We start from the raw sequence: 23244 nt of genomic DNA, 5'->3' as shown, positions 1-23244 counted from the left end.
GACGCTGACCCCAATTACTTTGCCTCTTTCGTGCGTGCGGGAGAAGAAGGAGCGGATGGTGCGAGGAAGTCGGTCCGACCTAGAACTCCTCCGCCCGATCCTGAATGGTTGGTTGAGGGTGTTCTGGAGGGTGAAAGAATGCGACTGGCCCGGGCGATTACTCTCGTAGAAAGCAAAGCTCCTGCTCATCAGGAAATAGCCAAAGCGGTAATCGAGGCATGCCTTCCGCACTCTGGTAAATCGAGGAGGATTGGGATTTCCGGTGTACCTGGCGCGGGTAAGAGCACTTTTATCGAGGCTTTCGGTCTCCGAGTCTGCAATCGTGGAGAGAAAATTGCGGTCCTCGCTGTGGATCCATCGAGTTCCCGAAGCGGTGGCAGTGTTTTGGGAGACAAAACCCGGATGGAGCTACTTAGTCGCCATGAGAATTCTTTTATCCGGCCATCCCCTTCTGCAGGCACCTTGGGAGGTGTGGCTGCGCGAACCAAGGAAGCCATCATTCTCGTTGAGGCTGCAGGGTATGAAACTGTTTTGGTGGAAACGGTTGGGGTAGGGCAGAGTGAGATCGCTGTTCGCTCGCTAGTGGATTTTTTCCTGTTACTCCAGATTTCCGGAGCAGGGGATGAGCTTCAGGGAATCAAGAAAGGGGTGGTCGAAATCGCAGACGCAATCGCTGTCAACAAGGCTGACGGAGACAACCTAATAAAAGCTAGGGCGGCCCGCGGAGAATACGGTAGGATTCTTGGTTTCCTTGAACCCTACAGCGAAGGGTGGAAGCCGAAGGCAATCACGTGCTCAGCGCTTACCGGGAAAGGGCTAGGCCGATTGGAGAATCTGATCGAAGAGTTTCTCAGATTGACTAAGGAAAACGGTGTTCTTGAGCGGGAGAGGAAGCGGCAAAATGTGGAGTGGTTTCGAACTCTCTTGAAAGAGGCCATTCTCTCCCGCTTCTTCTCGGAGGACTCAATAGCCACGACGGTAGCCGAGCTGGAAGGGAAAGTGGCAGAAGGTATTCTCCCCGTTGGCAATGCCGTCGATTTGGCTTTGGGAGGGAAAGACTGTTCGTGATAGCAAAGGACAACCAGGGAGTCTTTATGACGGGTTGCCCACATCATTGAAGTGGTTTGTTGGTGGAGTTGTTCAGTCGAGGAACGGGAAATGCTTCCAAACCTTTGAGGAGGTTGTTCGGATTTGAGCTCGAACCGGGGCAACTGGAGTTAGGTATGATGAGGCGTAAGATCTGGTTGATTGCAGGATGTGTGTTCTTGCTGGGTGGGTTCGTTTGGATTCTGGGTAGTAACACAACAATGGGAATTGCTAATCTCGGGGTCGGAGTGGCACTCGTAGCCACTGGATTGTCCCTGGGCACCCTCAAGGAATCAGGAAAATCTCGAGAGAAGGGTGTAGACCAAAGTGACTCAGAATAGGCCTTTTCAGCCTTAGTCACTAGTGAAGCCTCGCTCGAAGTGATCCGTATTGGGATAATTCTCGAAAGCGATTAAGAAGAGCGATTCAACTCTCTTCCTTGCCAGCAAATCTTTGATCGGTTAACCATCGAAAATGGAAAGACTGCAAATACTGGTCACCAATGACGATGGATTCGAGTCCTTCTTCTTGCGGATTTTAGTCGACCGTCTTTTAGAAGATTTTGAAGTCATCGTTGCAGCGCCGGAGAATGAGCAGAGCTGGATTGGCCGCGGAATATCCCGTCACGGGGAAGTGTCAGCAACCTTTGATGACTCGCTTGGATGCGACGGGTGGAGGATTGGAGGCACGCCAACCGATTGTGTGAATATTGCCTTGGAACATTTGGTTCAAAAAACTCCGGCGGCCGTTGTCTCTGGGATCAATCTTGGATTCAACACGACGGTGCCTCTTGTCCTTAGTTCGGGAACAGTAGCGGGCGCCCTCGAGGGATCGTTTACCGGGATTCCGGCGATCGCATTCAGTAAAATGATCCCCAATGAGCTTTTCGAACAAGTCCGTAAGGCGAACGGCTTCGTTGAAGGTGCCTACTTCGAGAGCCTTGAGAACGCTGCTGCACATGCGACCAAGATGGTCGGGAAAGTAGTCCGTGGTGAATGGGCTTCCAAACAGGGAATCGTGCACAACGTGAACTTTCCGGTCGGCGTAACGCCGGAGACTCCCATTAAAAGAACGGTGCCTGTCAACATGAGGATGGCCGGTCTTTTTGAACCGTCGGACGGCGGGTTTGCCTTTCGCTTTAAGTCTGGCCACGTCCCGGAGGATCGCCCCGGAACCGATGTCCTTGCCCTTGAGGAAGGGGACATCAGCCATTCTCTCATCGACTTTACGCTTCTTGGAATCCCGGAATAAATAAAGCCCGGCGCCACTTGGGCGCCGAGCTGTATTGATGACCTACTATGTTTTTATGGTCGGTCTATTCGACCGAGATTGTTTTGGCCTTGCTGGCCGCAGCGAGCGGTAGAGTGACCGTCAGAACTCCATTCTCTGTCTGAGCTTCCACCCGGTCCTGATCCACCTGCACGTTTAGCTGAAGCTGTAAACGATAGTCGTCTCGCGCCAACTCCTCATAAACAGGCTTAAAGCCTTCTGGAGCCTGTGTTTTTCTCCGCCCAACAACTAGAAGTTGGTCCTTCTCAATCGTGATTTCTGCTCGGTCTTTCGCGACGCCCGGCAAGTGAACCTTTAGAAGATACTTCTCTTTTCCAGGAACGACCTCGTAGTGGGGTCGGCGGAAAGATTCTCGCCGTGCGGCTTGGGTGACTTCGCTATCAGTTTTAGTCATGCAGTTACTCATTTGAATGGTTTCCTTTCGTTTTGTTTTTAAATGTTGTCTTAGCTCACCTCGATCGACTTCGGTTTCGTCGCTTCGTTCTTCGGCAGATGAACCGAGAGAACTCCGTTTTCCAGCTTAGCGGTTACCTTTTGCGGATCCACATCGTCTCCGATGGTGATCTTTCGAACGAGTTGAACACTATTGGTCGATCCGTCTTCCGAACTCTTCTTTTGTGCTCGGATTTCGAGGACCGCGTTTTCCAGCTCGACAGTTACCTCTTCCTTGGAGAACCCCGGCACCTCGGCCCGGACGTTATAAGCGTCATCGGCGGAGTATAGGTTTACAGGGATCTGCCGGTCTCTGGACGAAACCCCAAAGCTCCCTCCGAAGCTACGGTTAAAGTGCTCGAATAGAGAGTTCATTCCCGCGAATGGGTCATTCGAGTAGAGATCAGTTTTGAATAATGTCATTTGGTTTCCTTGGTTAGTGGTTAATAGAATACAGTCATCGTTCTGCAGGACGGATACCAAGGTTTTGGATTTTACAAAATATTGAATAACAACAAGATAAGAAAACAGTTAAAATTTAGAAAGAGTCATTATGGCCCGATCCAAGAGACTAGGAAAATCGTATTGAGTCATTTAGGCTCAACTACTCTAAAGTGGTTGGGCAATGCTTCTGGATCTGCCCTTTACAGGACGAATATCTACGCTTCGAGATCAAGATTTCTGCGCAGGAGGCGGGTGTTTTGTTTCCTCCACTGAGACAGCGGAATCGAAGGGAACAGTCCGTCCAGGTTTGAGGGAGACTCTTATGGGGAAGAATCGCTGTTCGCCAAGGATCTTCACTAAGCGACGAATGCATTTTCCGATTCTTGGTGGAGGACTTTTTTTACCAGCCTCTACAAGAGTGGCGCCTGCAGAAAACTGACGGAATTCGTCTGTTCCTTTGAGAATCCACTGATAGGTGCAGGAGAGGAGTTATCTGTGCCGGGAGAGTCGCAATTGTTGGCTGGGCGGCCTCGATACCAGTCTTGTTGATTGGGCTGACATTGGTTCAGTCGTTTAGACCACTCCGACCAATTTAAGAATCTTCCGATTGCTTTGGGAGATTGGCATCAAAGCTGCATTTTGGCCGCGGTTCTGGTGTTCATTCCCGGACTCAAACACAAATCTAAAACAAACCAACTGATATGAAAAAACTGACTACAATCCTGTCCGCGTCTGCAATACTTGCGACCGGTTCCGCCTTTGCTCAGGATTCATTACCGATCGACGGCAACATCGGCGTAACCAGCAACTACGTTTTCCGGGGTGTTTCCCAAACTGGAAACGACGCGGCCGTTCAAGGAGGTCTCGACTTTGCTGACGAGAGCGGCATCTACGTCGGAACTTGGGTGTCCAACGTTAACTTTGCTGGAGGGACCGAACTCGACGTTTACGGTGGCTTCGCAGGTGAAGCTGGAGACCTTGGGTATGACGTTGGCGTCATCGGGTATCTCTACCCGGCAGCAGATGAGGATGCAAACTTCGCAGAAGTGTATTTGAATCTCGCTTACGACGCCTTTGGTGCTGGGGTCGCTTACACGTTCGTGAGCGAAATTGATGATGGCTACTTTTCCGACGGAGATGTCGCATTCTTCGTATCGGGTGGCTTTGATCTCGCCGAGAACTTTTCGGTAGGCCTTACTGTGGGATACTACATCTTTGATTTCTCCAGTGACGGCGACTACGTTTGGGGCCAGCTGGACCTTGGCAAGAGCACAGACTTTGGGGATTTCACTTTCTCGGTCACTCTCGCTGATGAATCAGACGTTGCCGCCGACGATCCTCTCTTCTTCGTCTCTTGGGGTATCGGATTCTGATCTGAAAATCAGAAAGTTTCCAAATTTGAAGCACCGTCCGGAAGGGCGGTGCTTTTTTTTGATTCCAAAGTAAGACTTCGATCAGAGTGCTCTAATAAATTCTCGCCATCCACCGAATTCCGAAATGTCTCGCTCGCTAGATGCGATCGAGGCTTCGCAAAGAAAGCCGTGCACCTTGCGGCCGTCTTTGAGCTCGATCTCCCCAAGTCCGAGAGGTTGGTGAATCGTTGCGAGAAATTTACCGAGGGACTCGAAAGGGAACGACCATTCCTCGCCGGTTATTGATACGCCACCGTCGTCGACGCGGAAAATTCCCGGACGATGGGGTTCGGGTTTAGGCAGATAACTCATTCTATATTTCTCCGCGGTATGAATTTTTCCGACATATGCCGCACCGAGTTGTTGAACGTGTGTGTTGAACGGCAGTCCGCTCATATGGGCTCCAAATAGAAGAATGGAAATCCGTTCTCTTGCTTCACTTTCTTGTGGTCCGTTTGTTGCGAGATCAATAAGGACCTTGTCGGTATCCCGCGGAGCCATCCAGGTAACGCCGAAAGGCAATCCGACTGGACTGTCGGAGCTGGGCACGGCGACCGCGCAGAGATCGAGAAGATTCATAAAGTTAGTATAGTATCCAAGCTTGGAATTTGGTCCTATCGGCTCGATCTTCAGGTCTTCGAGAGAGGGAAAACCTCCTGCAGTTGGAGTGACAATCGCAGTAAGGCCTTCCCATACTGCTTCCGTCTGGCGCCTGAGATCAGCCAGTTTGTAGATCGAATCAAAGGCTTCAACCGCCGTATTCTCCATTCCTCCACTGATAATGCTTTTCGTAGCGGGGAAAAAGTCGTCTGGATTGCTCTCGAGGAATTTCTTTAGCGCCGCAGTGCGTTCGGAAACCCAGGGTCCCTCGTAAAGAAGTCGGGCTGCGTCAAGAAATGGTTGAAAGTTCACCTCAACGATTTGCCAGCCCTTCTCTTTCAGCTGTTCGACACTGGTCTCCCAGGCCCGATTATAGTCCGCATCACCAAAAAACATGAGCTGATCCTGCTTTGGGATACCGATTGTCTTCGATGCTGGCAAAGAGAGGTCCGAGATTGGCTGTGAATAGGAATCAGCAGGGTCGTAACTTTCGGCAGTGTCTAGAACGACACGCCCGTCCTCTCCGCTAAGCGCAAAGATTGAAATGCAATCAAGAGTGCGGCATGCCGGAACAAGACCTCTGTTACTGAGCCGACCTCGACTCGGTTTGATTCCCCAAAGCTTGTTGAAAGCCGCTGGCACGCGGCCAGAGCCCGCCGTATCCGTTCCGAGCGAGAACGAAACCAGACCTTCGGACAGGGCGACCGCCGAACCACAGCTGGAGCCACCGGGCACCCGTTTTGGAGCGTAGGGATTGCGCGGTGTACCATAGGGTGAACGCACTCCGACAAGACCAGTCGCAAATTGATCGAGATTCGTTTTCCCCATAGGAATCGCACCCGCTTTGATGAGATTTTCCACTACTGTGCCGGAGACTGTTGGCGTGTAGCTGTAGGCTGGGCAGCCGGCGGTAGTCGGAACGCCTGCAAGGTCGATGTTATCCTTGATCGCAAATGGGATCCCAAACAGGGACAAACTTGCAGGATCCTTTCCGTCCAACTGAGCGAGATAGGGCTCCAATTCTTCGCCATCGAGGAGATGGATCCACACATTGGGATTCTCTACTTCAACGATTCTCCTGCGTAGCTTCTCAACTAAACTCCGAGGGGTTATTGAGCCCTCCGCATACTGAGTCTTTAGGCTCTTGATCGATAGATCCATTTCCATCATCAGGGTCTTACAGTCAAAATGAGTGTTCCTTGATTCCAAATAGTGCCTGCCCAGGCGAAATTCCCTGGCCTTCCTTGATCAGACAGCGAAACAACGTGCCGGAAACGGGCGCAGTGACCTTGATCTCCATCTTCATTGATTCGAGGATCACCAGTGAATCGCCCGCTCCAATGGCACTGCCTTCCTCCTTCTGGAGTATTTTCCAAACGCTTCCAGCGACTGGACTCTCAACCGGTTCAACGCCCTCGGGTAAAGCCTCTGAATCTTCATCAACCGCTACACTGTCTTCCTCTACGAATGTTGCCAGTCCTGCTTCCTCCCATCGCTGTCGTTCGGCGTTGAACGAGGATTGCTGCTTTGACTTGAAAGCTTGAATCGATTCCGAATTTTCAGTGAGGAATTTCTCGTAGTCACCAAGGCTGAATGTGGATTCATCAATTCTTGGATTGAAACGACCCTGCAGGAAATCGTGCCGGAGGACTTCAAGTTCTTCTGCCTCAACTGGATAATAGTGAATCTGGTCGAAATACCGAAGAAGCCAGGGCTTACCTTCCGTGAAGGATTTGGTCTGGTTGTAGCGATTCCACATTTGGATCGTGCGGCCCACAAATTGATATCCACCGGGACCTTCCATTCCATAAATACAAAGGTAGGCTCCACCGATGCCGACGGCGTTCTCCGGAGTCCATGTACGGGCTGGGTTATACTTCGTGGTCACCAGTCTATGGCGAGGGTCAAGCGGAGTGGCGACGGGGGCACCCAGATAGACATCTCCAAGGCCTAAAACGACATAGCGGGCGTTGAATACGATATCGTAAACATCATCGCGGGTCTTAAGGCCGTTGATCCGACGAATGAACTCAATGTTGTCCGGACACCAGGGGGCATCCGGGCGAACGGACTGCATGTATTTTTCCGTAGCAAGCCGGGTGCTGGGGTCGTCCCATGAAAGTGGCAAATGAACAATGCGGGAGGGAACGGTGATATTTTTGAGTGGCGGAAGCTGACTATTGGTTTGATTAATCCACGCTGCTACGTCTTCCGCACGGAGTTCTTTCGGATCAAAATGAACCTGTAATGACCGAATAGCGGGATTGATGTCTATAACAGGTCCAAACGCTTGCTTCTTCAGTGCCTGGTAGAGTGCATGGATGTGAAGGCGTATTTTGAAGTCGAGAATCATAGGCCCGATCTCCGCAAGCACGTAAGCGTCGCCAGCTTGACGAATCACTAGCCGATTTTCGTCCTGACCCTCATCGACGAGAATCATCTCGTCATCGGCAGGAATTCTCGGTTCAGCGGGCACTGAGAAGTCAGTTCGCAGCGTAGCGATGCTTTCTTCGTGTTTTCGGAGGAGATTTGAGGCAACGTCACGCGAGACACAACGGAAGCAAACCGTGTCACCCGGCTTCAGTTGACCGATTTTCCAAAGATCGCTCTGAATGATTGTGACCGGGCAAACAAAGCCGCCGAGGCTTGGCCCGTCGGGTCCTAAAATCACAGGCATGTCTCCCGTGAAGTCGATAGCTCCCACCGCATACGCGTTGTCGTGGATATTGGACGGGTGTAGCCCTGCCTCTCCGCCATCTGGGCGAGCCCACGATGGCTTTGGTCCGATGAGGCGAACACCGGTCGGCGCCGAGTTGTAGTGCACTTCCCATTTCGCCTCGAAAAACATTTCGATATCGGAGGATTTGAAGAAATCGGGTGCTCCATGAGGCCCGTAGAGGACCGCTATATCCCACGCGTGACTCAGCTTTGGCTGTTGGTCTTTCGGAAGGTATTCCAGGTCCTGAACGGCCGGATAAGCCTTTGAATCATTGTGAGAAAGAGAAGTGCTTCTTTGAATTGGAAGGACATCTCCTACCCGTAGTGCTCGACCTCCATGGCCTCCAAACTGACCCAGAGGAAAGGTTGAGCGGCTACCCAGATAGAGTGGCACATCTATTCCTCCTTGAATCAAGAGATAGCTTGTGACGCCTGGTCCCTTCAGTTTTCCGATGTCGAGCGCGGAGCCTGATCTAATGGGGAAGGGGCGGTAGAATTCAACGGGTTTTCCATCGAGGGTGACGCTCATCTCCGCTCCCGTGAGGATTGCGACGACATTGGTGTGGAATTCCAGCTTTGGCCCGGTCATGACAATCTCGAGGCCTGCAGCATTCTCCGGATTGGCGAGAATCCGATTGCCCAGTCGAAAAGCGAGAGAGTCCACCGGGCCAGACGGCGGAACGCCGACCTCCCAATAACCGGTTCGACCGGGAAAATCCTGCACAGTCGTCATCGTTCCGGAACGAAGCACTTCAAAAGTGCTTGGCTGATAATCGTGCAGCGACAGGCTCTTGGTCACGATATTTCCCGACCGAAATGGTTGGGAGGCTACGACGGAACTCAGGTATTCAAGGTTGGTTTCGATGCCATCGAGCCTGGTCGCTTCCAGAGCACTTGCCATCGCTTCGGCAGCTTGATCGCGTGATTCGGCATAGACCTGTAGCTTCGCCAGAAGCGGATCGTAGTGAGGGGTCACCTCAGTCCCGGAGCTTACCCAGTGGTCACAGCGGACACCCTCTGGAAAACAGACTTGGGTCAAAAGGCCGCTCGACGGTTGAAAATCCTTATGCGGATTCTCTGCATAAAGCCTCGCTTGTATCGCGTGTCCGCGCTTGGAAACGATCTTTGGCCAAGATGAGAGGGTTAGACTACCTGCTGCCAGCCGGACCATCCAACCGACGAGGTCGACATTGGTCACCAGCTCCGTCACGCCATGCTCCACTTGTAGGCGAGTGTTTACCTCAAGGAAGTAATACTCTCCTGTGTCGTTGTCGTAAATAAACTCAACGGTGCCAGCGGATCGATATTTTACCGATTCACAAAGCCGCAAGGCGGCTTCTTGAAGCCCGGTCACTACTTCTTTGGAGACATTTGCGGGAGGCGTTTCTTCAATCACCTTCTGATTGCGTCTTTGGGCTGAGCAATCCCGCACACCGAGGGAGAGCACATGACCTTCACCGTCGCCAAAGATCTGAACCTCGAGGTGCCGAGCGTGTTCGACATACTTCTCAAGGAAAATCCCACCTTGCCCGAAATGGCTTTGACTGAGTCGTTCGACACGCTCGTAAGCGTCCAAAAGTTCTGAGACGGAGTGGCAAATCTGCATTCCGATGCCTCCACCCCCAGCGGTGCTTTTGAGCATGACGGGATAACCGATTTCGGCTGCGGCCGCCTGAGCTTCATCTACGTCTGCCAAAAGGTCTGTTCCTGGGACCAAAGGCACACGGTTTTCCGATGCTAGTGTCCGGGCTCGATGCTTGAGCCCGAATGCGAGCATACTTTCAGGGGTCGGCCCGATGAAAGTGATACCAGCCGTTTCGCACGCTGCTGCGAAATCGGCGTTCTCGCTGAGCAAGCCATACCCAGGATGAATGGCTTGGGAATCGGAGTCTAAGGCGACTTCAAGAATAGTCTCTGCCCGGAGATAGCTCTCGCTGACTGCAGCTGGTCCGATGCGATAACTTTCGGTCGCCATCGATACGTGAGGTGAATCGCGATCGGCGTCGGAATACACGGCCACGGACTCAATGCCCAGTTGATCCAGACTGCGAATTATCCGGCAGGCGATCTCACCGCGGTTTGCTATGAGAACTTTGGAAAACACGATTGCGAGAAATTTAGAGACAGAGAACGAGATGGGCTGTCCAACTGAGGAAAACGTGGATCTTCACAGATGCTTAAGACTCGTTTTTGGCACGAGGTACTTTCTAATCCCAGATGATCGTCTCAATAGGAGTAGGGTTGTACGCGTTGCAAGGATTATTCAATTGGGGGCAGTTGGAGATGAGACACATCACATTTCGCTCGGCGATCATTTCTACATAGAGACCAGCGGAAGAGATCCCGTCTTCGAACGTGAGTTTTCCTTCCGGCGTGACTGGCACGTTCATGAAGAAGTTGATGTTGCAAGGAAGATCACGGGTTGTCAGATCCGGCCCCCAATCCTGCAAGCCCCGGATGAAGCTGTCGCGGCAGGCGTGCATGAACTCCGTTTTGGGAGAATACCTCATTGTATTGCTCTCACGTGAACACGCTCCGCCAAGGGTGTCATGGCGACCGCAGGTATCGGCAGTGATTCTCATCAGAAGGTCTCCTTCTGACGAGATCAGCTCCGAACCCGTTGTCAGGTAGAGGGAACCTTGTCGGCGGACGGTATCGGACGCACTGTAGCGATTTTCCGGATCTTCAGCATCATAGAACAAGGTGTCGGCCGCTTGATTACCTTCCAGGTCAACAATACGGAACGTCTGACCTTTCTTGATTTTGTGGATCCAATAGTCGCCTGCCAAAACGGTTTTGCGATACACCGCGTCTTCGGGTTTGAGTGTGCTTTCGGTCAACATGGGAAAAGGGTTGGGAAGTTAAAATCGAAGGGCGTTGTATTCCTCTGTGTTGTTGAACGCACGCTGGTTTTCGGGTCGTGAGTTCAGGCACGGATCGTTCTCGGCTGCCGGAGTGCTTTTGAATACCTCAAGCTTAACTTTGCCTGGGTCGTAAGTTGGATTTGGATCGAACGGGTGTTGGCAGGTATTGAGGACGACGAGAGTGTCCATTTCGAAGCGAAGGTCTACCGTATCGCCGGGAGTGGACTCTCCCTCGACAAAACTCAATTTCCCGTTGTCATCAGTCACCACTTTGCTGAACCAATTGATGTTCGGCATCAGATCCCGTTTGCCCAAGCCCCATTTCGCCAACTCGATTAGAAAAGAGTTCTGCGCATCCCGGTAGAAACTATTTCGCGCCTCCTGAAAGGTCTTAGTGCCATACTTCTCTTCTACCGACGCGGCGTCGGAGCATCCGCAGACCGCATCATGCCATCCACGAGTATCGCCTGTGATCGAGCAAAATAACCGCCCCATGTCCGAATGCAGACAGTAGGGTGCTGAAAGGTAGAAGATGTGCTGGCCCTTCAGGGTGTCCGGCATGTTGTAGCGCTCGTGCTTTTCGAACGCGTTGTAGAGAAGCATTCCGACATTCGCCTTACCCTCCAGGTCGGTCATTCGAAGCGTCTTGCCACGTCCGATGACCTTTGACCACATGGTCGCACCACGGAGTGTGGTTTCGTAGATTTGCTCGCTCGAGCCAAGAGGCGGAGCAGGTGTATTTTCACTCATAGACGGAATACTAGTTCAAAAAACTAGCTTTAGAAAAGCCGAGCGTATTGATCAACCTCCCATTGGCTAATCCGTTGATGGTATTGGCGCCATTCTTCGGACTTGTAGGTGATGAATTCATTCCGCAACTCATCACCCAGGACCTTCTCAACGAAAGAGTCAGCCGAGAACGCTTTGACAGCTTCATCCAAAGAACTAGGGAGTTCTGAGATTCCACGGCCAGAGAGTTGATCGGGAGTGAGTTCATAGAGATTATCTTCCTGAGGATCGCCTGGATCGAGTTTCTCTCTGATTCCTTCGAGTCCGGCGGCGAGTGCAAGTGCGGCAGCGAGATAGGGGTTGCAGGATGCATCGGCGTTCCGCGACTCGATGCGGCCCCCAGCCATTGGAATGCGGAGAGAGTTCGTCCGATTATTACTACCGTAGGAGTTGAACACAGGGGCCCATGAGTAGTAGCTCATGAGGCCACGCCTGACGAGGCGTTTGTAGCTATTTACCGTTGGCGCGAATGTTGCACAAAGGGCTGGACCGTGCTTGAGGATGCCGGCGCAAAACTGATAACCAAGCTCACTAAGCCCGAGCGCCCGCGGGTCGTCAGCTCTGTTGCACGCAAAGAGGTTCTCCCCCGTGTCTTTGTCGAAAAGAGACATGTTGAAATGCGCGCCGCAGCCCGTCTTATCTGCAAATGGCTTAGGCATGAAAGTCGCGATGAGTCCTTCTTCAGAGGCGTAGTGCTTCGCCATGTAACGGAAGAAAACGAAGCGATCACACATGGTGAGAACGTCGGAATATTTAAAATCAAACTCGAACTGAGAGTTCGCGTCTTCGTGATCGAACGAATAGAGTTCCCATCCAAGGCTATCGATGGTTGTGGCCATCTTATCCAGCCAACCGTAGCGATCCATAAACCGCTTGAAGTCGTAGCAGCTCTTCTCCAGATCGTCGTCGCGATTTGGAATTTCGAGCGATCCATCATCGTTGTGGTGAAGGACGAAGACCTCGCACTCTATACCGAGATTCATCCCGAAACCCATAGCCTCAGCCTCTTTGAGCACCTTTTGCAGCAAGACACGGGTGTTCACTTCGTAAGGTTCACCATGCAATGTGTTGTCCGCCGGAATCCAGGCAACCTCGGGGTTCCATGGGAGCGGTATGATCAGGCCCAAATCCGGGTTGGAGGCGATTTCATCGTCATTGGGACTCTGGCCGAGACCGTCGAGTGCATAACCTGTGTAGAGCTCTGATCCGCGAGCGAATTCAGAGAAATGACTAAGAGGCACAACCTTGCCCTTAGGAACTCCGTGGATGTCGACGTAGTTACCGACGCAATACTTGACGCCGGCCTTCTCTAAATCGTCCTGAATCGCGGCTATTTGAGCGTCAGTCCACTTTTCCTTGGAGTATAGATTTCCAGCGGCGGTCTTATACTTATCGTAGAATTCTGTCATTTCAAAATTCAGTTAAACGCGCTCATCGTAGGAGGCATCGAGAGGAGGTTTTTCTTTAAGACCTTTTTCGACAAGCTTACTGAGTGCGGAAACCAGCTCTTGAAAAAGCTGTTTACCTGCTATTTCTGAAGACTCACTGGGCCGTCCGGTTACTCCGTTTGTGCTGGTGCGATTTACCGGATGAAAGAAAACGCATTCGCCCGTTCGGTCTGGGTCGTCGGCGCTCGTAAGTTCATTCATTCGGACCATTTTCGGAGACAGTGCCATCATCAGACTCGTCTCGGCTGCGTTTCCGTGCCAGTCATCTGCGTCTGCTGAGAAAGTTGCTTCGATTGCCGGGGTTATGTTCCCAGTGTTTATATTTGAAACCATCATATCGTCATATCGACAGCGCAGGGTATCTAAGGCGCATCCAATCGCTGATTGATTACCGACGTGACCATTCACCAGAAAACAGCGGCGGATACCTGATTTATACAGCCAGTCGCCCATATCACAGAGCACCGCGATCATTGTCGTGGGGCTGAGGGCGATTGTCCCCGGCCATCGGTGGGAATGGCCAATTGAGCAGCCGTAAGGCAACGTCGGTAGGACCGGAACACCAGTTGCCTTACCCGCAGCCCGGCACACCTCTTCGGAAAGGACACTGTCCATGCCGGTTCCCAAATGAGGGCCGTGTTGCTCGGTTGCGCCGAGAGGGAGAATTACCCCATCACAGCCACCGTCAATTCGTTCGAGGATTTCCGGCCACGTCATAGCCGACCACGGACTGTAGGTGGCATCCTGCATCCCTATTCAACATCGTCGCTCTTGAGAGTCATTCGAATAACGGGCAGCTCTTCCTCCGGTTCATGAGCCTTTGGATGGATGAGCTCCTCAAGGCGTTGCTTTGTCGCCAAAAACTCTGGGCTCAACAAACAATCCGGCTCGCGTGGACGCGGCACTGGTACTTCGATGAACTCCTCGATCTCGCCCGGATTGGCTTTCAGGACCAAGATCCGGTCGGAGAGGTAGATCGCTTCCTCCAAGTCGTGTGTCACAAACATGATGGTAACATCTACGTTTCGCCAGATCTTCAATAGATGGGACTGCATCTGACAACGCGTGTGAGGATCCAAAGCTCCGAAAGGTTCGTCCATAAAGAGAATCTGAGGTTGATTCGCTAGAGCCCGGGCAATTGCGACCCGTTGCTTCATTCCGCCTGATAATTGTCTCGGATACTTATCTGCAGAATTCGCTAGTCCCACCATTTCGATCCATTGCATAGCCTCTTGTTCGACGGTTGGTCCCGACATGCCGTTTACCTCGAGACCGAACATGACGTTTTTCTTGACGGACAACCAAGGAAACAACGTGTAGCCCTGAAAGACCATGCCGCGGTCGGCGCCTGGCCCGATCATCTCTTGGCCATCGAGAAGAAATTCCCCGTCTGTTATTGTCTCGAGCCCTGCAAGGACCCGAATCAAAGTCGATTTACCGCACCCTGACGGTCCGATAACCGAAACAAACTCCCGACGGTGGATATTGAAATCGAGATCATGCAATACCGTTAGATCACCCTTTGGCGTGGAGAAGGTCTTACTCAGTTTTTGGACATCGAGTTTAATCGGACGCTGGTAGAGCTCAGCGAATCGCGCACGAACGGATTCGCTCTGATCTTTGTAGCTTGGGAGTTTAACAATCTCGCTCATCTTCCTGCCTTCTAACTCGCCGGTTTTCTGTAAGTGTTCCGGTTGATGAGCCAAATTACAAAACGTCCTATGAACCCGTGCCGTTTCTCCGCGGCTTCCGGCGTCCAAGGGAAGAAATACTTCCGAAGCGATGCGAGAATTTGGTCTGTCACGAATCCTGTAACTCCGATTAAGATGATGATCGGGAATACGCTATCAAAGTTTCGAAAGCGCCCCTGGGTTTCGAGAAACTCAGTCAACCCGCTCTTCACTCCAATCAATTCTGCAATCACGAGCCAAGTCCACGCCCAGCCAAGCAAGATGCGCAAGTCGTTGTAAAGGTTGGGAGTAATGCCGGGAATAATTACTCTTCGGATAAGCGTAAGACTCTTTGCCCCGAGCGTCTGCGCGGCTTCGAGAAGGGCGCCATCTAGCTGACGCGTAGTGTTGGAAACAACGAGCACGAGCTGAAAGAAGGTGCCAACAAAAACCAAGGCCACCTTTGGAGCGTCATGGGCTCCAAAAATGACCACCAAAAGAGTGCTAAAGGCGGGTGCCGGCATGTAGCGGAAAAAGTCCACGAACGGCTCGCAGAGTCTTGAAAAGAGATCGAAAGTTCCGCAGAGAACTCCTAGGGGAACACCGATCAGAGCGGCCATCAGAAACCCTAAAAAGACGACCTTCAGTGAGTGCAGGTAACGTTCAAACATTGAGGGAGTATCTCCTTCGGAAACGAACGTAAAATCCTCAAACCCTTTCAAGACAACTTCGTGTGGGGCAGGCAAGTAGTCCGGGTTAGCTGGAACCCCCTGAGGAACAAGTTTCAGCAATGGTTGAGACGGTATTTCCTTGGAATCAAAAGTCTCGGAGTGGCTACCGAGGATTGCCCAGTTACTCTTGATCACCTCAAGATTTTCATCGGAAATCTGCACCCTTCTCGGATTCAACTCTCCGAGTGCGAGGCCCCTCCAGATTGCATAAATCTCCGCATCGTCAGTCGTTTGATCCCGATCGATCCAACCATTCGCTACTCCGACAGGCGCTATGTGCCTCAGCAATTTTATATTGTTCCGTCGCGAACCTCTTACTTCTTCGCCTGCATCGAGTTTTTCCCGCAGAGCCGCATTTTCGTCCCGGATCTGCTGCTGAAATACACTGAAGTCGAACCCTCCCGGTTCATCTGCCGTTCTCGTTATGTGATTTCCCGCTGTATAGACGGTAGTGACGTTCGAACGATCAGCCGAAATCTGAAGCTTGATATCAGGGTGCCAGAAAAAGGGAGTGTAGCTGACAAAACACCAGATCGCTAATGGCAACAGAAACGAACAGATGGTCAGGAAAAGGCGCCGTCTACCTTCTAAATCCTTGCGAACCGCAAACCATGGGTGCTTTTTCACCTTCGGCCTATTTTTCTTCATGGTGCCGTTGGGTTACTCGGATTCTCTTGTACGACGTCCTCGATTCTGCATAAAACGAAGGCGAACCAACTGAGAATGGTCCGCCTTCAGCAAGCAAACACAAAGGTTTGAAAAGCGAGTTTCTAACTATTTGGAAGCCGCGTATTCGAGAGTAAGGCTCGGGTCGAGGTATTTGTCGGTCTCGAGGGGTTCCTCATAGACACCTTGCTCTACATTGAATTTGTCGGAGATTTCGGTGGACCCATAGACCGAACCAAGTCCGTCACCGTCTTTCCAAACCTCAAGGGCTTCATCGAGACTGAGAATGTAGGTGCCTTCGAAAAAGGGCTCGTACTCTTCGGGGGTGAGCTGCACACGCTTAGAGAGAATCTCGAGTGCCTCATCGATGTTGTCTTCGTCCTTCAGGTAGTCGGCGATTTGATACCACACAGACACAACTTTCGCCCAATCATCGCGGCGAGTCTCCAGGCTTTCTGGATCAACAAAGAGCAGATCATAAATGATTCCTGGAGCATCTGCAGAGGTAAGAACAGGGCTCGAACCAGGAACAGTCTTCAGTGCCTGACCTGAATTCGGTTGCCATGCACCAATGGCATCGACAGCCCCGGAAGCGAGCACTTGAGGCGTTTCATTGGTTGGCACATTAACGATTTCAAACTCCGCTGCATCAATCCCGGCGAGTTCAGCTCCCTTGAGAAGAAGGAGGTGAACGACGAAGCCTTCTTCGATTCCAATTTTTTTGCCTTTCAGGTCTTCGAGAGTCTCGATACCCGGTGCAGCAACAATCATGTCATTTCCGTTTGAGTAGTCGTTGATGATAATACCGACGGATGGCTTTCCAGTGCCTCCCGTGACAAGGGCATCCCCATTGGTCATGCAAACGGCATCAATGTTACCCGCTACATAGGCATCCATAGAGGCCACGTAATCCATCCAAAGAAATTCTACGTCGACGCCAGCCTCCTCAAACCAACCTTTGTCAATTCCGATCTGCCACGCGACCCACCCCGGCCAATCACTATAACCAATCTTTAGCGGCTCTTTCGCGGTGAGAAAGCTGGCAGCTACAAGGAAAGAGGCGCAAATACCTGCGCGGAACATTTTGTAGAGCGAGTTAAGGGAGGCTGACTTGATCATGATGTGGTTGTGTTTTCGATTTGTGGGCAAAGATGGATCTCTTTGGTCACCCGCGATGAGCATTTGATATGCCAGCACCACGTAAAGTTATCGGTAAGAGAAGGTACGACCGTCTGGCCTGATATGGGAGAAAGAAGAATTTGAACCACGGATTACTCGGATGAGCACGGATGTGAAAAGAAAACTGAAGAGAAATCCTATCCGCGTAATCCGTGATATCCGTGGTCAAAAAGAGAATGGAAGGAAGGCAACGAACCCGTTTGGTATATCCCGACAAACCGAGGACATTCGGTGGCTATATTCAGCCTTCGTAGGCAACCCGGTATTATCGCCCGTGAAATCGACAATCCTCAGAACGCTGGACCTCACTGGCCGAGTCGCAAAGCCTCGACGTTGGAAGTTTAACCGGATTAGGGTCAAAATGACACCACGCTGTCGTTTTTGAAATGAATCGCCAGGCTTCCACAGGAAGAGGCTGGGGAGGGTAGGTGCTTCATTGAGAAATTCAGATGATGATTTTCGTTATTAAACCGCGCCTTATACGAAATCGAAATCGAAATCGGTATCGCGATCGAAAGCACTCGGGACCCGGTTTCGATCCCGATATCGAATCCCGAGTATTTTCTATTTAAGTAGCGAATTAATACCACGCTTCTCTTTCCCGTTGAAGCGCTGGGTGATCGTCGATTAAAGGTTTGAGGATGGTTCGCATACTTTTGGCTTGTTCTTTGGCTCTTTCTCTCCTCTCGGGTTGCGCGGGGTTTCGGAAGAATTTGAATGAGAGTAGGGAAGACCGGACTTCCTCTGGTCTCGACGCAATACAGGAGGACACAGTGGACGATTTCGCGGAAGGTGGTCAGCTAAACCCGTCTGAAGAGGCAGCGATGAAAGAGTCGATTTCGGGTTCGTTCGAGTGAAAATACTCTGCGTTCCTTTCGGATCGCAGGGAGACGTCGATCCCCTTTTTTGGATTGCAGACGGGCTTGCAAGGAAGGGGCACGAGCCAGTCTTTTTGCTTACACCCTTTTATTCGTTCCTTGCAGAGGAGCGGGGATTCGAATGGCACCCTCTCGGAACGGAGGAAGAGTTCGCTTCGCTTCTATCAAATCCTTTGCTTTGGGACCGCTTTCGGGGTCCTGAGGTCTTGATGGGGGAGGTAGCGAAACTCATGGAACGGTTGGGAACCGCCACTTTTGAGATCGCTGAGGGTGCTGATCTTATGGTCACGGGCTCTCTAGCGGTTAGTGCTCGGTCCGTTGCCGAGAAATTGCAGATACCGTCCGTTACGGTTCATCTACAGCCGGTGGTCTTCCGCTCGCTTGAAAACACTCCTGTCTTTGTCCCTGAGCTGGCATGGTTAAGCCGAAGTCCGCGCTGGTTGAGGCAATTTCTTTACAAGCTGGTTGATTGGCGCATTTGGGGAGAGGGTAAGAAGAGTTTAAATGAGTTTCGCCGGTCCTGTGGGCTTCGTCCGATAGATGATTTCTATGCTGAAGCCATCAATGGATGTGATGGAGTAGCTGCACTTTTTCCCGAGTGGTTTGCTCCGAAAGAAGTAGATTGGCCCCCTCAGCTAAAGTTGTTTGGGTTCCCTGTCGAGACGGTGGAGAGACGACCGCTCCCCGAATCTCTGAACCGGTTTCTTGAGGATGGAAAGCCGCCCGTTCTGTTCACCCATGGCTCTGCCAATATTCACACCGATTCCTTTCATCGTCGTGCAGTAGCGGTCTGCAAGGAGCTGGACCAACGTTGTCTTCTGGTTGGCTTAAAGCGACCGGAAATAGATCTCCCCAACCATGTTTTCCACATTGATCGGGCTCGATTCGAGGACCTTTTTCCTCTCTGCTCGGTAGTGGTGCATCACGGCGGCATCGGAACTCTTGCCCGCGCTCTTCAGGCAGGAGTTCCACAGGTTATCGTGCCTCGATCTTATGACCAACCGGATAACGGCATCCGGATAGAACGGCTTGGGGTTGGAAAGATGGTTCGCTACAGCCAGCTGAATAGCGTGAAATTCATGGAGACGATACGAACTGTTCTCGAAGGACGTACATTCCGGGAAAACTGCGACTCAGTTCGGGTTCGAATTCGAAATTCTCAAGTGCGAGAGTCCTTATGCACTTGGATGGAAACTTTCGCTAAATAATTGGAAGAGTGGGCGTTTTGGCTGGTTTGTGTATCTCAGAGCGAGTCGTCTCGTCCTGTAGCACGATCTGCTACTGTTTCGGAGCCTTACCGGTGACCCTTTCCACACTGGAAGTGGTTTCTGGTGGACCGATTTCAATTCGTGCAGCTCGTTGTGCTGGGACGGGTTCAGGCTTCTTCGTTACCTTCAGCCCCTCCTCTTCATCGAGAGACTCAGTCTCTATTCTTGAGCCGGATGCTTCCGATTGAACTTTCCGAAGAAGGTGCCGACAGTGCTCCTGAATCAACTCATAGTCCGCACCGGGAGCGAAACCTTGTTCCTTCGACTCGGTAAGGACACTGCGCAGTTCACTGACTGGGTCCTCGACTCTCTTGAGACGATCATTCATTTCTTCGATACTGCCGGATTCGGTGGCTTCTCCGATCAGGAAAGGGATTTTTACAGCGGACCCCGTCATTCGGTTGCGGAGGGAGAAATCCTCTATGCCCCTACTAAAATCGAGAACAGAATCTGCCAGTGCTGAGGCCTCCTTCCAGAGTGGCGAGTCGACGAACGAACGATATGGCATGTTGTCGGTAAACTGGAAAATGGTTGTGACGTCAATTCGGAGATGGTTACACCCTTATACCAAAGCTAATGTGTGGAGTTCGGCCACTATTATAAGGAATGAAAACCTTTCTCTAGACTACATTCTGTGGATTACCGTTTAGGAATGCCTCCAGGTTTTTGGCTAGGGTGGCTATAAGACGGGCGCGAGCCTCTGTGTTTGCCCAGGCTACATGCGGGGTGATGAGGCTGCCGGAGACTCCAAAGAGAGGATTGTTTGGAGAAGGTGGCTCCTCCTTTGTCACGTCTGCACCGTAGCCTCCGAGATGTCCTGAGTGAAGAGCATCGGCAACAGCTTGCTCGTCGACCAAGTGCCCTCTCCCGGTATTAATTAAAAAAGCGCCCGGTTTCATTTGGCTGAGAGTAGTCCGGTTGATCCACTCTTCGGTCTCTGGAGTCAGCGGACAGTGGAGTGAGACCACATCGGCCGAATGAAGAAATTCCTCTTTATCCATCCATCTGCACGGAAAATCAGTCTCGCGGCGAGAGCGCGAATAAACCAGGATCTCCATTCCCAAAGCGACAGCAATTCTAGCAGTTGCTTGGCCGATATCTCCGCATCCCACGATTCCAAACTTTTTCCCGGCCAATTCAATCATAGGACCTGCTCGGACAGAGAAGTCTGATTGTGCGGACCATTTTCCCGAATGCGCCAGTTCCGCATGAGCGGATACATTGCCCGCCATCTCTAAAAGCAGTGCTATTGTGTGTTGAGCAACGGAAGCGGTTGAGTACGCCGGCACATTGGTGACAGTTATTCCCAGATCCCGCGCTACCCCGAGATCGATAACGTTTGTCCCGGTGCTCATGAGACCAACATAGCGGAGATCCGGAAGTGCCTGGAGAGTTTCTGCGGAGAGCACGACTTTGTTCGTAAAAATTACCGGTGACTTTCCTACCCGCTCGATAAGCTGCTCGGCACTCGTTCGGTGATGAAGAGTCAAATCTCCAAGGGCTGCGAGAGTATGCCAGCTAGGATGTTCCGGATGGGTCTCATCGATAGCCAGAGGAGACGTCGTAAAGGAATCGAGAACTACGATAGGTAGCTTCATGGGACTCAGCATAAAAGTTGTGTTTCAATAGGGACGAGAATCTTTTCGATTTTAAAAGGAGTGAGGTTTCTGGAGTTAGAAAGATCTTTTTTTCTACTCGGCAGGTCCGGGACAAGGAAATGGAGGGGATATCGCCAGGTGTAGAGTCTTTCAGGAGCCGATTTTTGTGTTAACTAAATTTATTGGGAGTTAACAATTGTCCTCCTCAGAAATTTCTTCTTGAAACTTCAGATGCGTGGATCGTGTCTTCTTTTTTTCAGTTTGTTCGTCTCTCAATCAGCCAAAGCGGTTTTGATTGAGCCGAGTGCTCCACCCGTTCTGGTTCCTGCTGTCGCGACTCCCTCGGCTACTTACCAAACCCCGGTGACGGCTCTGCAGTTCGACCCGCGGGTCGATGTGCAGGGGCGTCTTTTTAATGAGGCGCAGGCGGATGTGACGATTCGAGGAGGAACGTTTGAAAGCACTGGGTTTGTCCTTGGTTCAGCTACCCTCATCGATCCTCAAACGGGGCATTACTATGCTGAGATTCCGGTGCCGACCGCCATGCTACTCGAGCCACAGATTTTTACAGGTTCCGCAAATACGCTCGGATCATTCAACTCGACTGCGGGATCGATTCGATGGGGCTGGGCACCGGTTGAGGAGGGAGGCAGTGTTTTAGTAGGATTCAGTCAATACAACGGCAATGTTCAGGAACTACAAGGGGGTGTAAAGTTAACGACTGACCGATGGGGAGGAGATTGGTTGGTCGACGGAAACTTTGCTCATTCGGAAGGGGATGGCGACCTTGAGAATGCAGACCACCGCTTCTACCGCTACGCTGGCCGTCTACAACGCAGGAGCGATTCGACGCAGACCGATCTTTTTGCGGGCTACCAGAGCAAGATTTTTGGTCTGCAAAACCTCTATGCGGCTCCCTTTGACTCTTTCGAACTGGAGAATGTAAAGACACGGCTATTTCTCCTGAATCACCGCTACCAACCGGATGACAACGAATGGCTCGAAGCAACTGCCTATTATCGGAGAAACTCCGACGACTACGACTTTGACCGCTTCAACCCGGATGTTGGAAATCCTTTTCAGCATGAAACGAAGGTCGGTGGCGGGGCAATCAAAGGGGCCAAGCCGATCGGAGAAACCATCGTTTTGTATGGCCTCGAGATTTATGCGGATCATATCGAAAGCACTGCCCTTACCTTTGGCTCATTCGATTCACGGGTCTTTGGTGGCGTAAGTCTTGCGTTGCAGCGGAGTTGGGAGAGAGGGGAAGGGGTTTGGACCGGAACTCTCGGAGGGAAATACGATGATTCGAATCGTGAGAGTGGCCAGTTGGTGCCGGTATCGCGATTGGAATATGCGGTAAGGGACCAGAATGGTGATGGTTGGGCAGTCTACGTCGATGGATCGGGAGCGAGCCAAGTGCCGGGGTACACCGCGATTGCTTCGAATCCGAACGGTGGACTCTTCAGGGGAAATCAGGATCTGGGTCGCGAAACTTCCTGGAACCTCTCCGTTGGGGGTGGTGTGGATGAGGGTCCGTGGTCGGTCGATGCGGCTGTTTTCGCACGGCGGGATGATAATCTTGTAGACTGGACGTTCAATTCCTCTGGCGGACTGGCGAGGACCGCGAATCCAATCGATCTATGGGTCTATGGTCTCGAATTTCTCGGGCGATACCGTTGGGACCGTGGAAAACTTTCGGTCGGATACGCTTGGTTGGAGAAAGATGAAGACTACGGAATTTCGGAGGTGGATGCGAGTTTCTACGCGCTGAATTACCCGGAGCATCGGGTCACGCTTTCGCTGAATTGGACGCTCGCATCGTGGGTATCGTTTCGGACTGATTCAGAGTGGCGTCTGCAACGGGAGAATATTCTGCGGGAGAGTGGCGATACCGCTTTCCTGACTGACGCTGCCCTGCAGTTTCAAACAGACCGTCTTCCTGGTGCAGAATTGTGGGTCGGGGTTTGGAATCTGTGGGACGACGATTTTCAAGAGGTTCCGGGAGTTCCTCGTGAGGGTCAGACGTTTTTCGCCAATCTGGTGTATCGCTTCTAAAAAAAATCTAAATCCGCCTCGCCATTGTGCCGCTGACCTCTGGCTCAGACACCAGGTCAGCGCTGCAAAGGACGACGGAGATCTTTAGAGGTATCATCCCTATCCCTTCGTAG

General features: G+C 51.7%; 19 protein-coding genes. 6 read left to right on the top strand and 13 right to left on the bottom strand.

The features are described from left to right. Both meaB and surE read left to right on the top strand, forming a co-directional pair. The coding region (meaB, locus tag AAGJ81_13470; GenBank protein ID MEM0967148.1) for a methylmalonyl Co-A mutase-associated GTPase MeaB at positions 1-1068 on the top strand (1068 nt) is incomplete at its 5' end. Positions 1069-1560: 492 nt separating this feature from the next. Further along, positions 1561-2337 carry a 5'/3'-nucleotidase SurE gene (gene surE / locus AAGJ81_13465; protein ID MEM0967147.1) on the top strand — a complete coding sequence of 259 codons (777 nt, stop codon included), beginning with the start codon at positions 1561-1563 and terminating at the stop codon, positions 2335-2337. A gap of 64 nt (positions 2338-2401) precedes the next feature. Here the strand turns inward: surE and AAGJ81_13460 are convergent, their stop codons facing one another. After that, entirely contained in the window at positions 2402-2770 is a 369-nt protein-coding gene (locus tag AAGJ81_13460; protein MEM0967146.1) for an Hsp20/alpha crystallin family protein, read from the bottom strand. A gap of 50 nt (positions 2771-2820) precedes the next feature. Beyond that, positions 2821-3231, bottom strand: a complete 411-nt coding sequence (locus tag AAGJ81_13455) for an Hsp20/alpha crystallin family protein (protein MEM0967145.1) — start codon at positions 3229-3231, stop codon at positions 2821-2823. Between the two features lie 722 nt (positions 3232-3953). Here AAGJ81_13455 and AAGJ81_13450 point away from each other — a divergent pair. Next, a complete protein-coding gene (locus tag AAGJ81_13450) occupies positions 3954-4625 on the top strand; it encodes a TorF family putative porin (GenBank protein ID MEM0967144.1) in 672 nt (223 codons plus the stop codon). Positions 4626-4706: 81 nt separating this feature from the next. On the opposite strand, the gene atzF is transcribed toward AAGJ81_13450, so the two are convergent. The 9 genes from atzF to AAGJ81_13405 all read right to left on the bottom strand — a co-directional run bounded on the left by atzF (position 4707) and on the right by AAGJ81_13405 (position 17233). Further along, the gene (atzF, locus tag AAGJ81_13445) at positions 4707-6425 is read right to left on the bottom strand and encodes an allophanate hydrolase (GenBank protein MEM0967143.1); all 1719 of its coding nucleotides are present in this window, start codon (positions 6423-6425) and stop codon (positions 4707-4709) included. Between the two features lie 22 nt (positions 6426-6447). Beyond that, positions 6448-10086, bottom strand: coding sequence for an urea carboxylase (uca, locus tag AAGJ81_13440; protein ID MEM0967142.1), 3639 nt, complete (start codon positions 10084-10086; stop codon positions 6448-6450). A gap of 103 nt (positions 10087-10189) precedes the next feature. Further along, a complete protein-coding gene (locus AAGJ81_13435; GenBank protein ID MEM0967141.1) occupies positions 10190-10825 on the bottom strand; it encodes an urea amidolyase associated protein UAAP2 in 636 nt (211 codons plus the stop codon). An 18-nt stretch (positions 10826-10843) separates the two neighbouring features. Next, positions 10844-11596: an urea amidolyase associated protein UAAP1 gene (locus AAGJ81_13430; GenBank protein MEM0967140.1), complete on the bottom strand. Its 753-nt coding sequence runs from the start codon at positions 11594-11596 to the stop codon at positions 10844-10846. A 29-nt stretch (positions 11597-11625) separates the two neighbouring features. Continuing rightward, positions 11626-13044, bottom strand: coding sequence for a type III glutamate--ammonia ligase (glnT, locus tag AAGJ81_13425; protein ID MEM0967139.1), 1419 nt, complete (start codon positions 13042-13044; stop codon positions 11626-11628). A gap of 12 nt (positions 13045-13056) precedes the next feature. Further along, complete coding sequence (locus AAGJ81_13420; protein ID MEM0967138.1) at positions 13057-13833, bottom strand: creatininase family protein; 777 nt, start codon at positions 13831-13833, stop codon at positions 13057-13059. 2 nt (positions 13834-13835) lie between these two features. After that, a complete protein-coding gene (locus tag AAGJ81_13415; GenBank protein ID MEM0967137.1) occupies positions 13836-14735 on the bottom strand; it encodes an ABC transporter ATP-binding protein in 900 nt (299 codons plus the stop codon). Positions 14736-14746: 11 nt separating this feature from the next. After that, a complete protein-coding gene (locus AAGJ81_13410; GenBank protein MEM0967136.1) occupies positions 14747-16132 on the bottom strand; it encodes an ABC transporter permease in 1386 nt (461 codons plus the stop codon). A gap of 126 nt (positions 16133-16258) precedes the next feature. Further along, positions 16259-17233: an ABC transporter substrate-binding protein gene (locus tag AAGJ81_13405; protein MEM0967135.1), complete on the bottom strand. Its 975-nt coding sequence runs from the start codon at positions 17231-17233 to the stop codon at positions 16259-16261. A 737-nt stretch (positions 17234-17970) separates the two neighbouring features. On the opposite strand from AAGJ81_13405, the gene AAGJ81_13400 reads away from it, so the two are divergent. After that, positions 17971-18186 (top strand): hypothetical protein, encoded by a 216-nt coding sequence (locus tag AAGJ81_13400; GenBank protein ID MEM0967134.1) that lies wholly within the window; start codon positions 17971-17973, stop codon positions 18184-18186. After that, complete coding sequence (locus AAGJ81_13395; protein ID MEM0967133.1) at positions 18183-19415, top strand: glycosyltransferase; 1233 nt, start codon at positions 18183-18185, stop codon at positions 19413-19415. Before AAGJ81_13400 ends, AAGJ81_13395 begins: the two co-directional genes overlap by 4 nt. Before the next feature lie 70 nt (positions 19416-19485). On the opposite strand, the gene AAGJ81_13390 is transcribed toward AAGJ81_13395, so the two are convergent. Continuing rightward, positions 19486-19983: a four helix bundle protein gene (locus AAGJ81_13390; GenBank protein ID MEM0967132.1), complete on the bottom strand. Its 498-nt coding sequence runs from the start codon at positions 19981-19983 to the stop codon at positions 19486-19488. Between the two features lie 112 nt (positions 19984-20095). Next, positions 20096-21073, bottom strand: a complete 978-nt coding sequence (locus AAGJ81_13385; protein ID MEM0967131.1) for a D-2-hydroxyacid dehydrogenase — start codon at positions 21071-21073, stop codon at positions 20096-20098. 231 nt (positions 21074-21304) lie between these two features. On the opposite strand from AAGJ81_13385, the gene AAGJ81_13380 reads away from it, so the two are divergent. Next, positions 21305-23131, top strand: coding sequence for a TonB-dependent receptor (locus tag AAGJ81_13380; GenBank protein ID MEM0967130.1), 1827 nt, complete (start codon positions 21305-21307; stop codon positions 23129-23131). Positions 23132-23244 lie beyond the last annotated feature (113 nt).

The sequence above is a fragment of the Verrucomicrobiota bacterium genome, from assembly GCA_038744685.1.
Classification (GTDB): Bacteria; Verrucomicrobiota; Verrucomicrobiia; order Opitutales; family Puniceicoccaceae; genus Puniceicoccus.
The sequence above is the reverse complement of the archived record's forward strand: the minus strand, read 5'-3'. Positions and strand labels throughout refer to the sequence as shown.

Bases quoted from the DNA above. Each gene is read 5' to 3' on its own strand.
- AAGJ81_13385 (MEM0967131.1), bottom strand. From the start codon at position 21,073: ATGAAGCTACCTATCGTAGTTCTCGATTCCTTTACGACGTCTCCTCTG.
- AAGJ81_13455 (MEM0967145.1), bottom strand. From the start codon at position 3,231: ATGACATTATTCAAAACTGATCTCTACTCGAATGACCCATTCGCGGGA.
- AAGJ81_13420 (MEM0967138.1), bottom strand. From the start codon at position 13,833: ATGCAGGATGCCACCTACAGTCCGTGGTCGGCTATGACGTGGCCGGAA.
- AAGJ81_13400 (MEM0967134.1), top strand. From the start codon at position 17,971: ATGGTTCGCATACTTTTGGCTTGTTCTTTGGCTCTTTCTCTCCTCTCG.
- AAGJ81_13390 (MEM0967132.1), bottom strand. From the start codon at position 19,983: ATGCCATATCGTTCGTTCGTCGACTCGCCACTCTGGAAGGAGGCCTCA.
- AAGJ81_13415 (MEM0967137.1), bottom strand. From the start codon at position 14,735: ATGAGCGAGATTGTTAAACTCCCAAGCTACAAAGATCAGAGCGAATCC.
- AAGJ81_13450 (MEM0967144.1), top strand. From the start codon at position 3,954: ATGAAAAAACTGACTACAATCCTGTCCGCGTCTGCAATACTTGCGACC.
- glnT (MEM0967139.1), bottom strand. From the start codon at position 13,044: ATGACAGAATTCTACGATAAGTATAAGACCGCCGCTGGAAATCTATAC.
- AAGJ81_13380 (MEM0967130.1), top strand. From the start codon at position 21,305: ATGCGTGGATCGTGTCTTCTTTTTTTCAGTTTGTTCGTCTCTCAATCA.
- AAGJ81_13460 (MEM0967146.1), bottom strand. From the start codon at position 2,770: ATGACTAAAACTGATAGCGAAGTCACCCAAGCCGCACGGCGAGAATCT.
- AAGJ81_13405 (MEM0967135.1), bottom strand. From the start codon at position 17,233: ATGTTCCGCGCAGGTATTTGCGCCTCTTTCCTTGTAGCTGCCAGCTTT.
- AAGJ81_13410 (MEM0967136.1), bottom strand. From the start codon at position 16,132: ATGAAGAAAAATAGGCCGAAGGTGAAAAAGCACCCATGGTTTGCGGTT.
- surE (MEM0967147.1), top strand. From the start codon at position 1,561: ATGGAAAGACTGCAAATACTGGTCACCAATGACGATGGATTCGAGTCC.
- AAGJ81_13435 (MEM0967141.1), bottom strand. From the start codon at position 10,825: ATGTTGACCGAAAGCACACTCAAACCCGAAGACGCGGTGTATCGCAAA.
- atzF (MEM0967143.1), bottom strand. From the start codon at position 6,425: ATGGATCTATCGATCAAGAGCCTAAAGACTCAGTATGCGGAGGGCTCA.
- AAGJ81_13430 (MEM0967140.1), bottom strand. From the start codon at position 11,596: ATGAGTGAAAATACACCTGCTCCGCCTCTTGGCTCGAGCGAGCAAATC.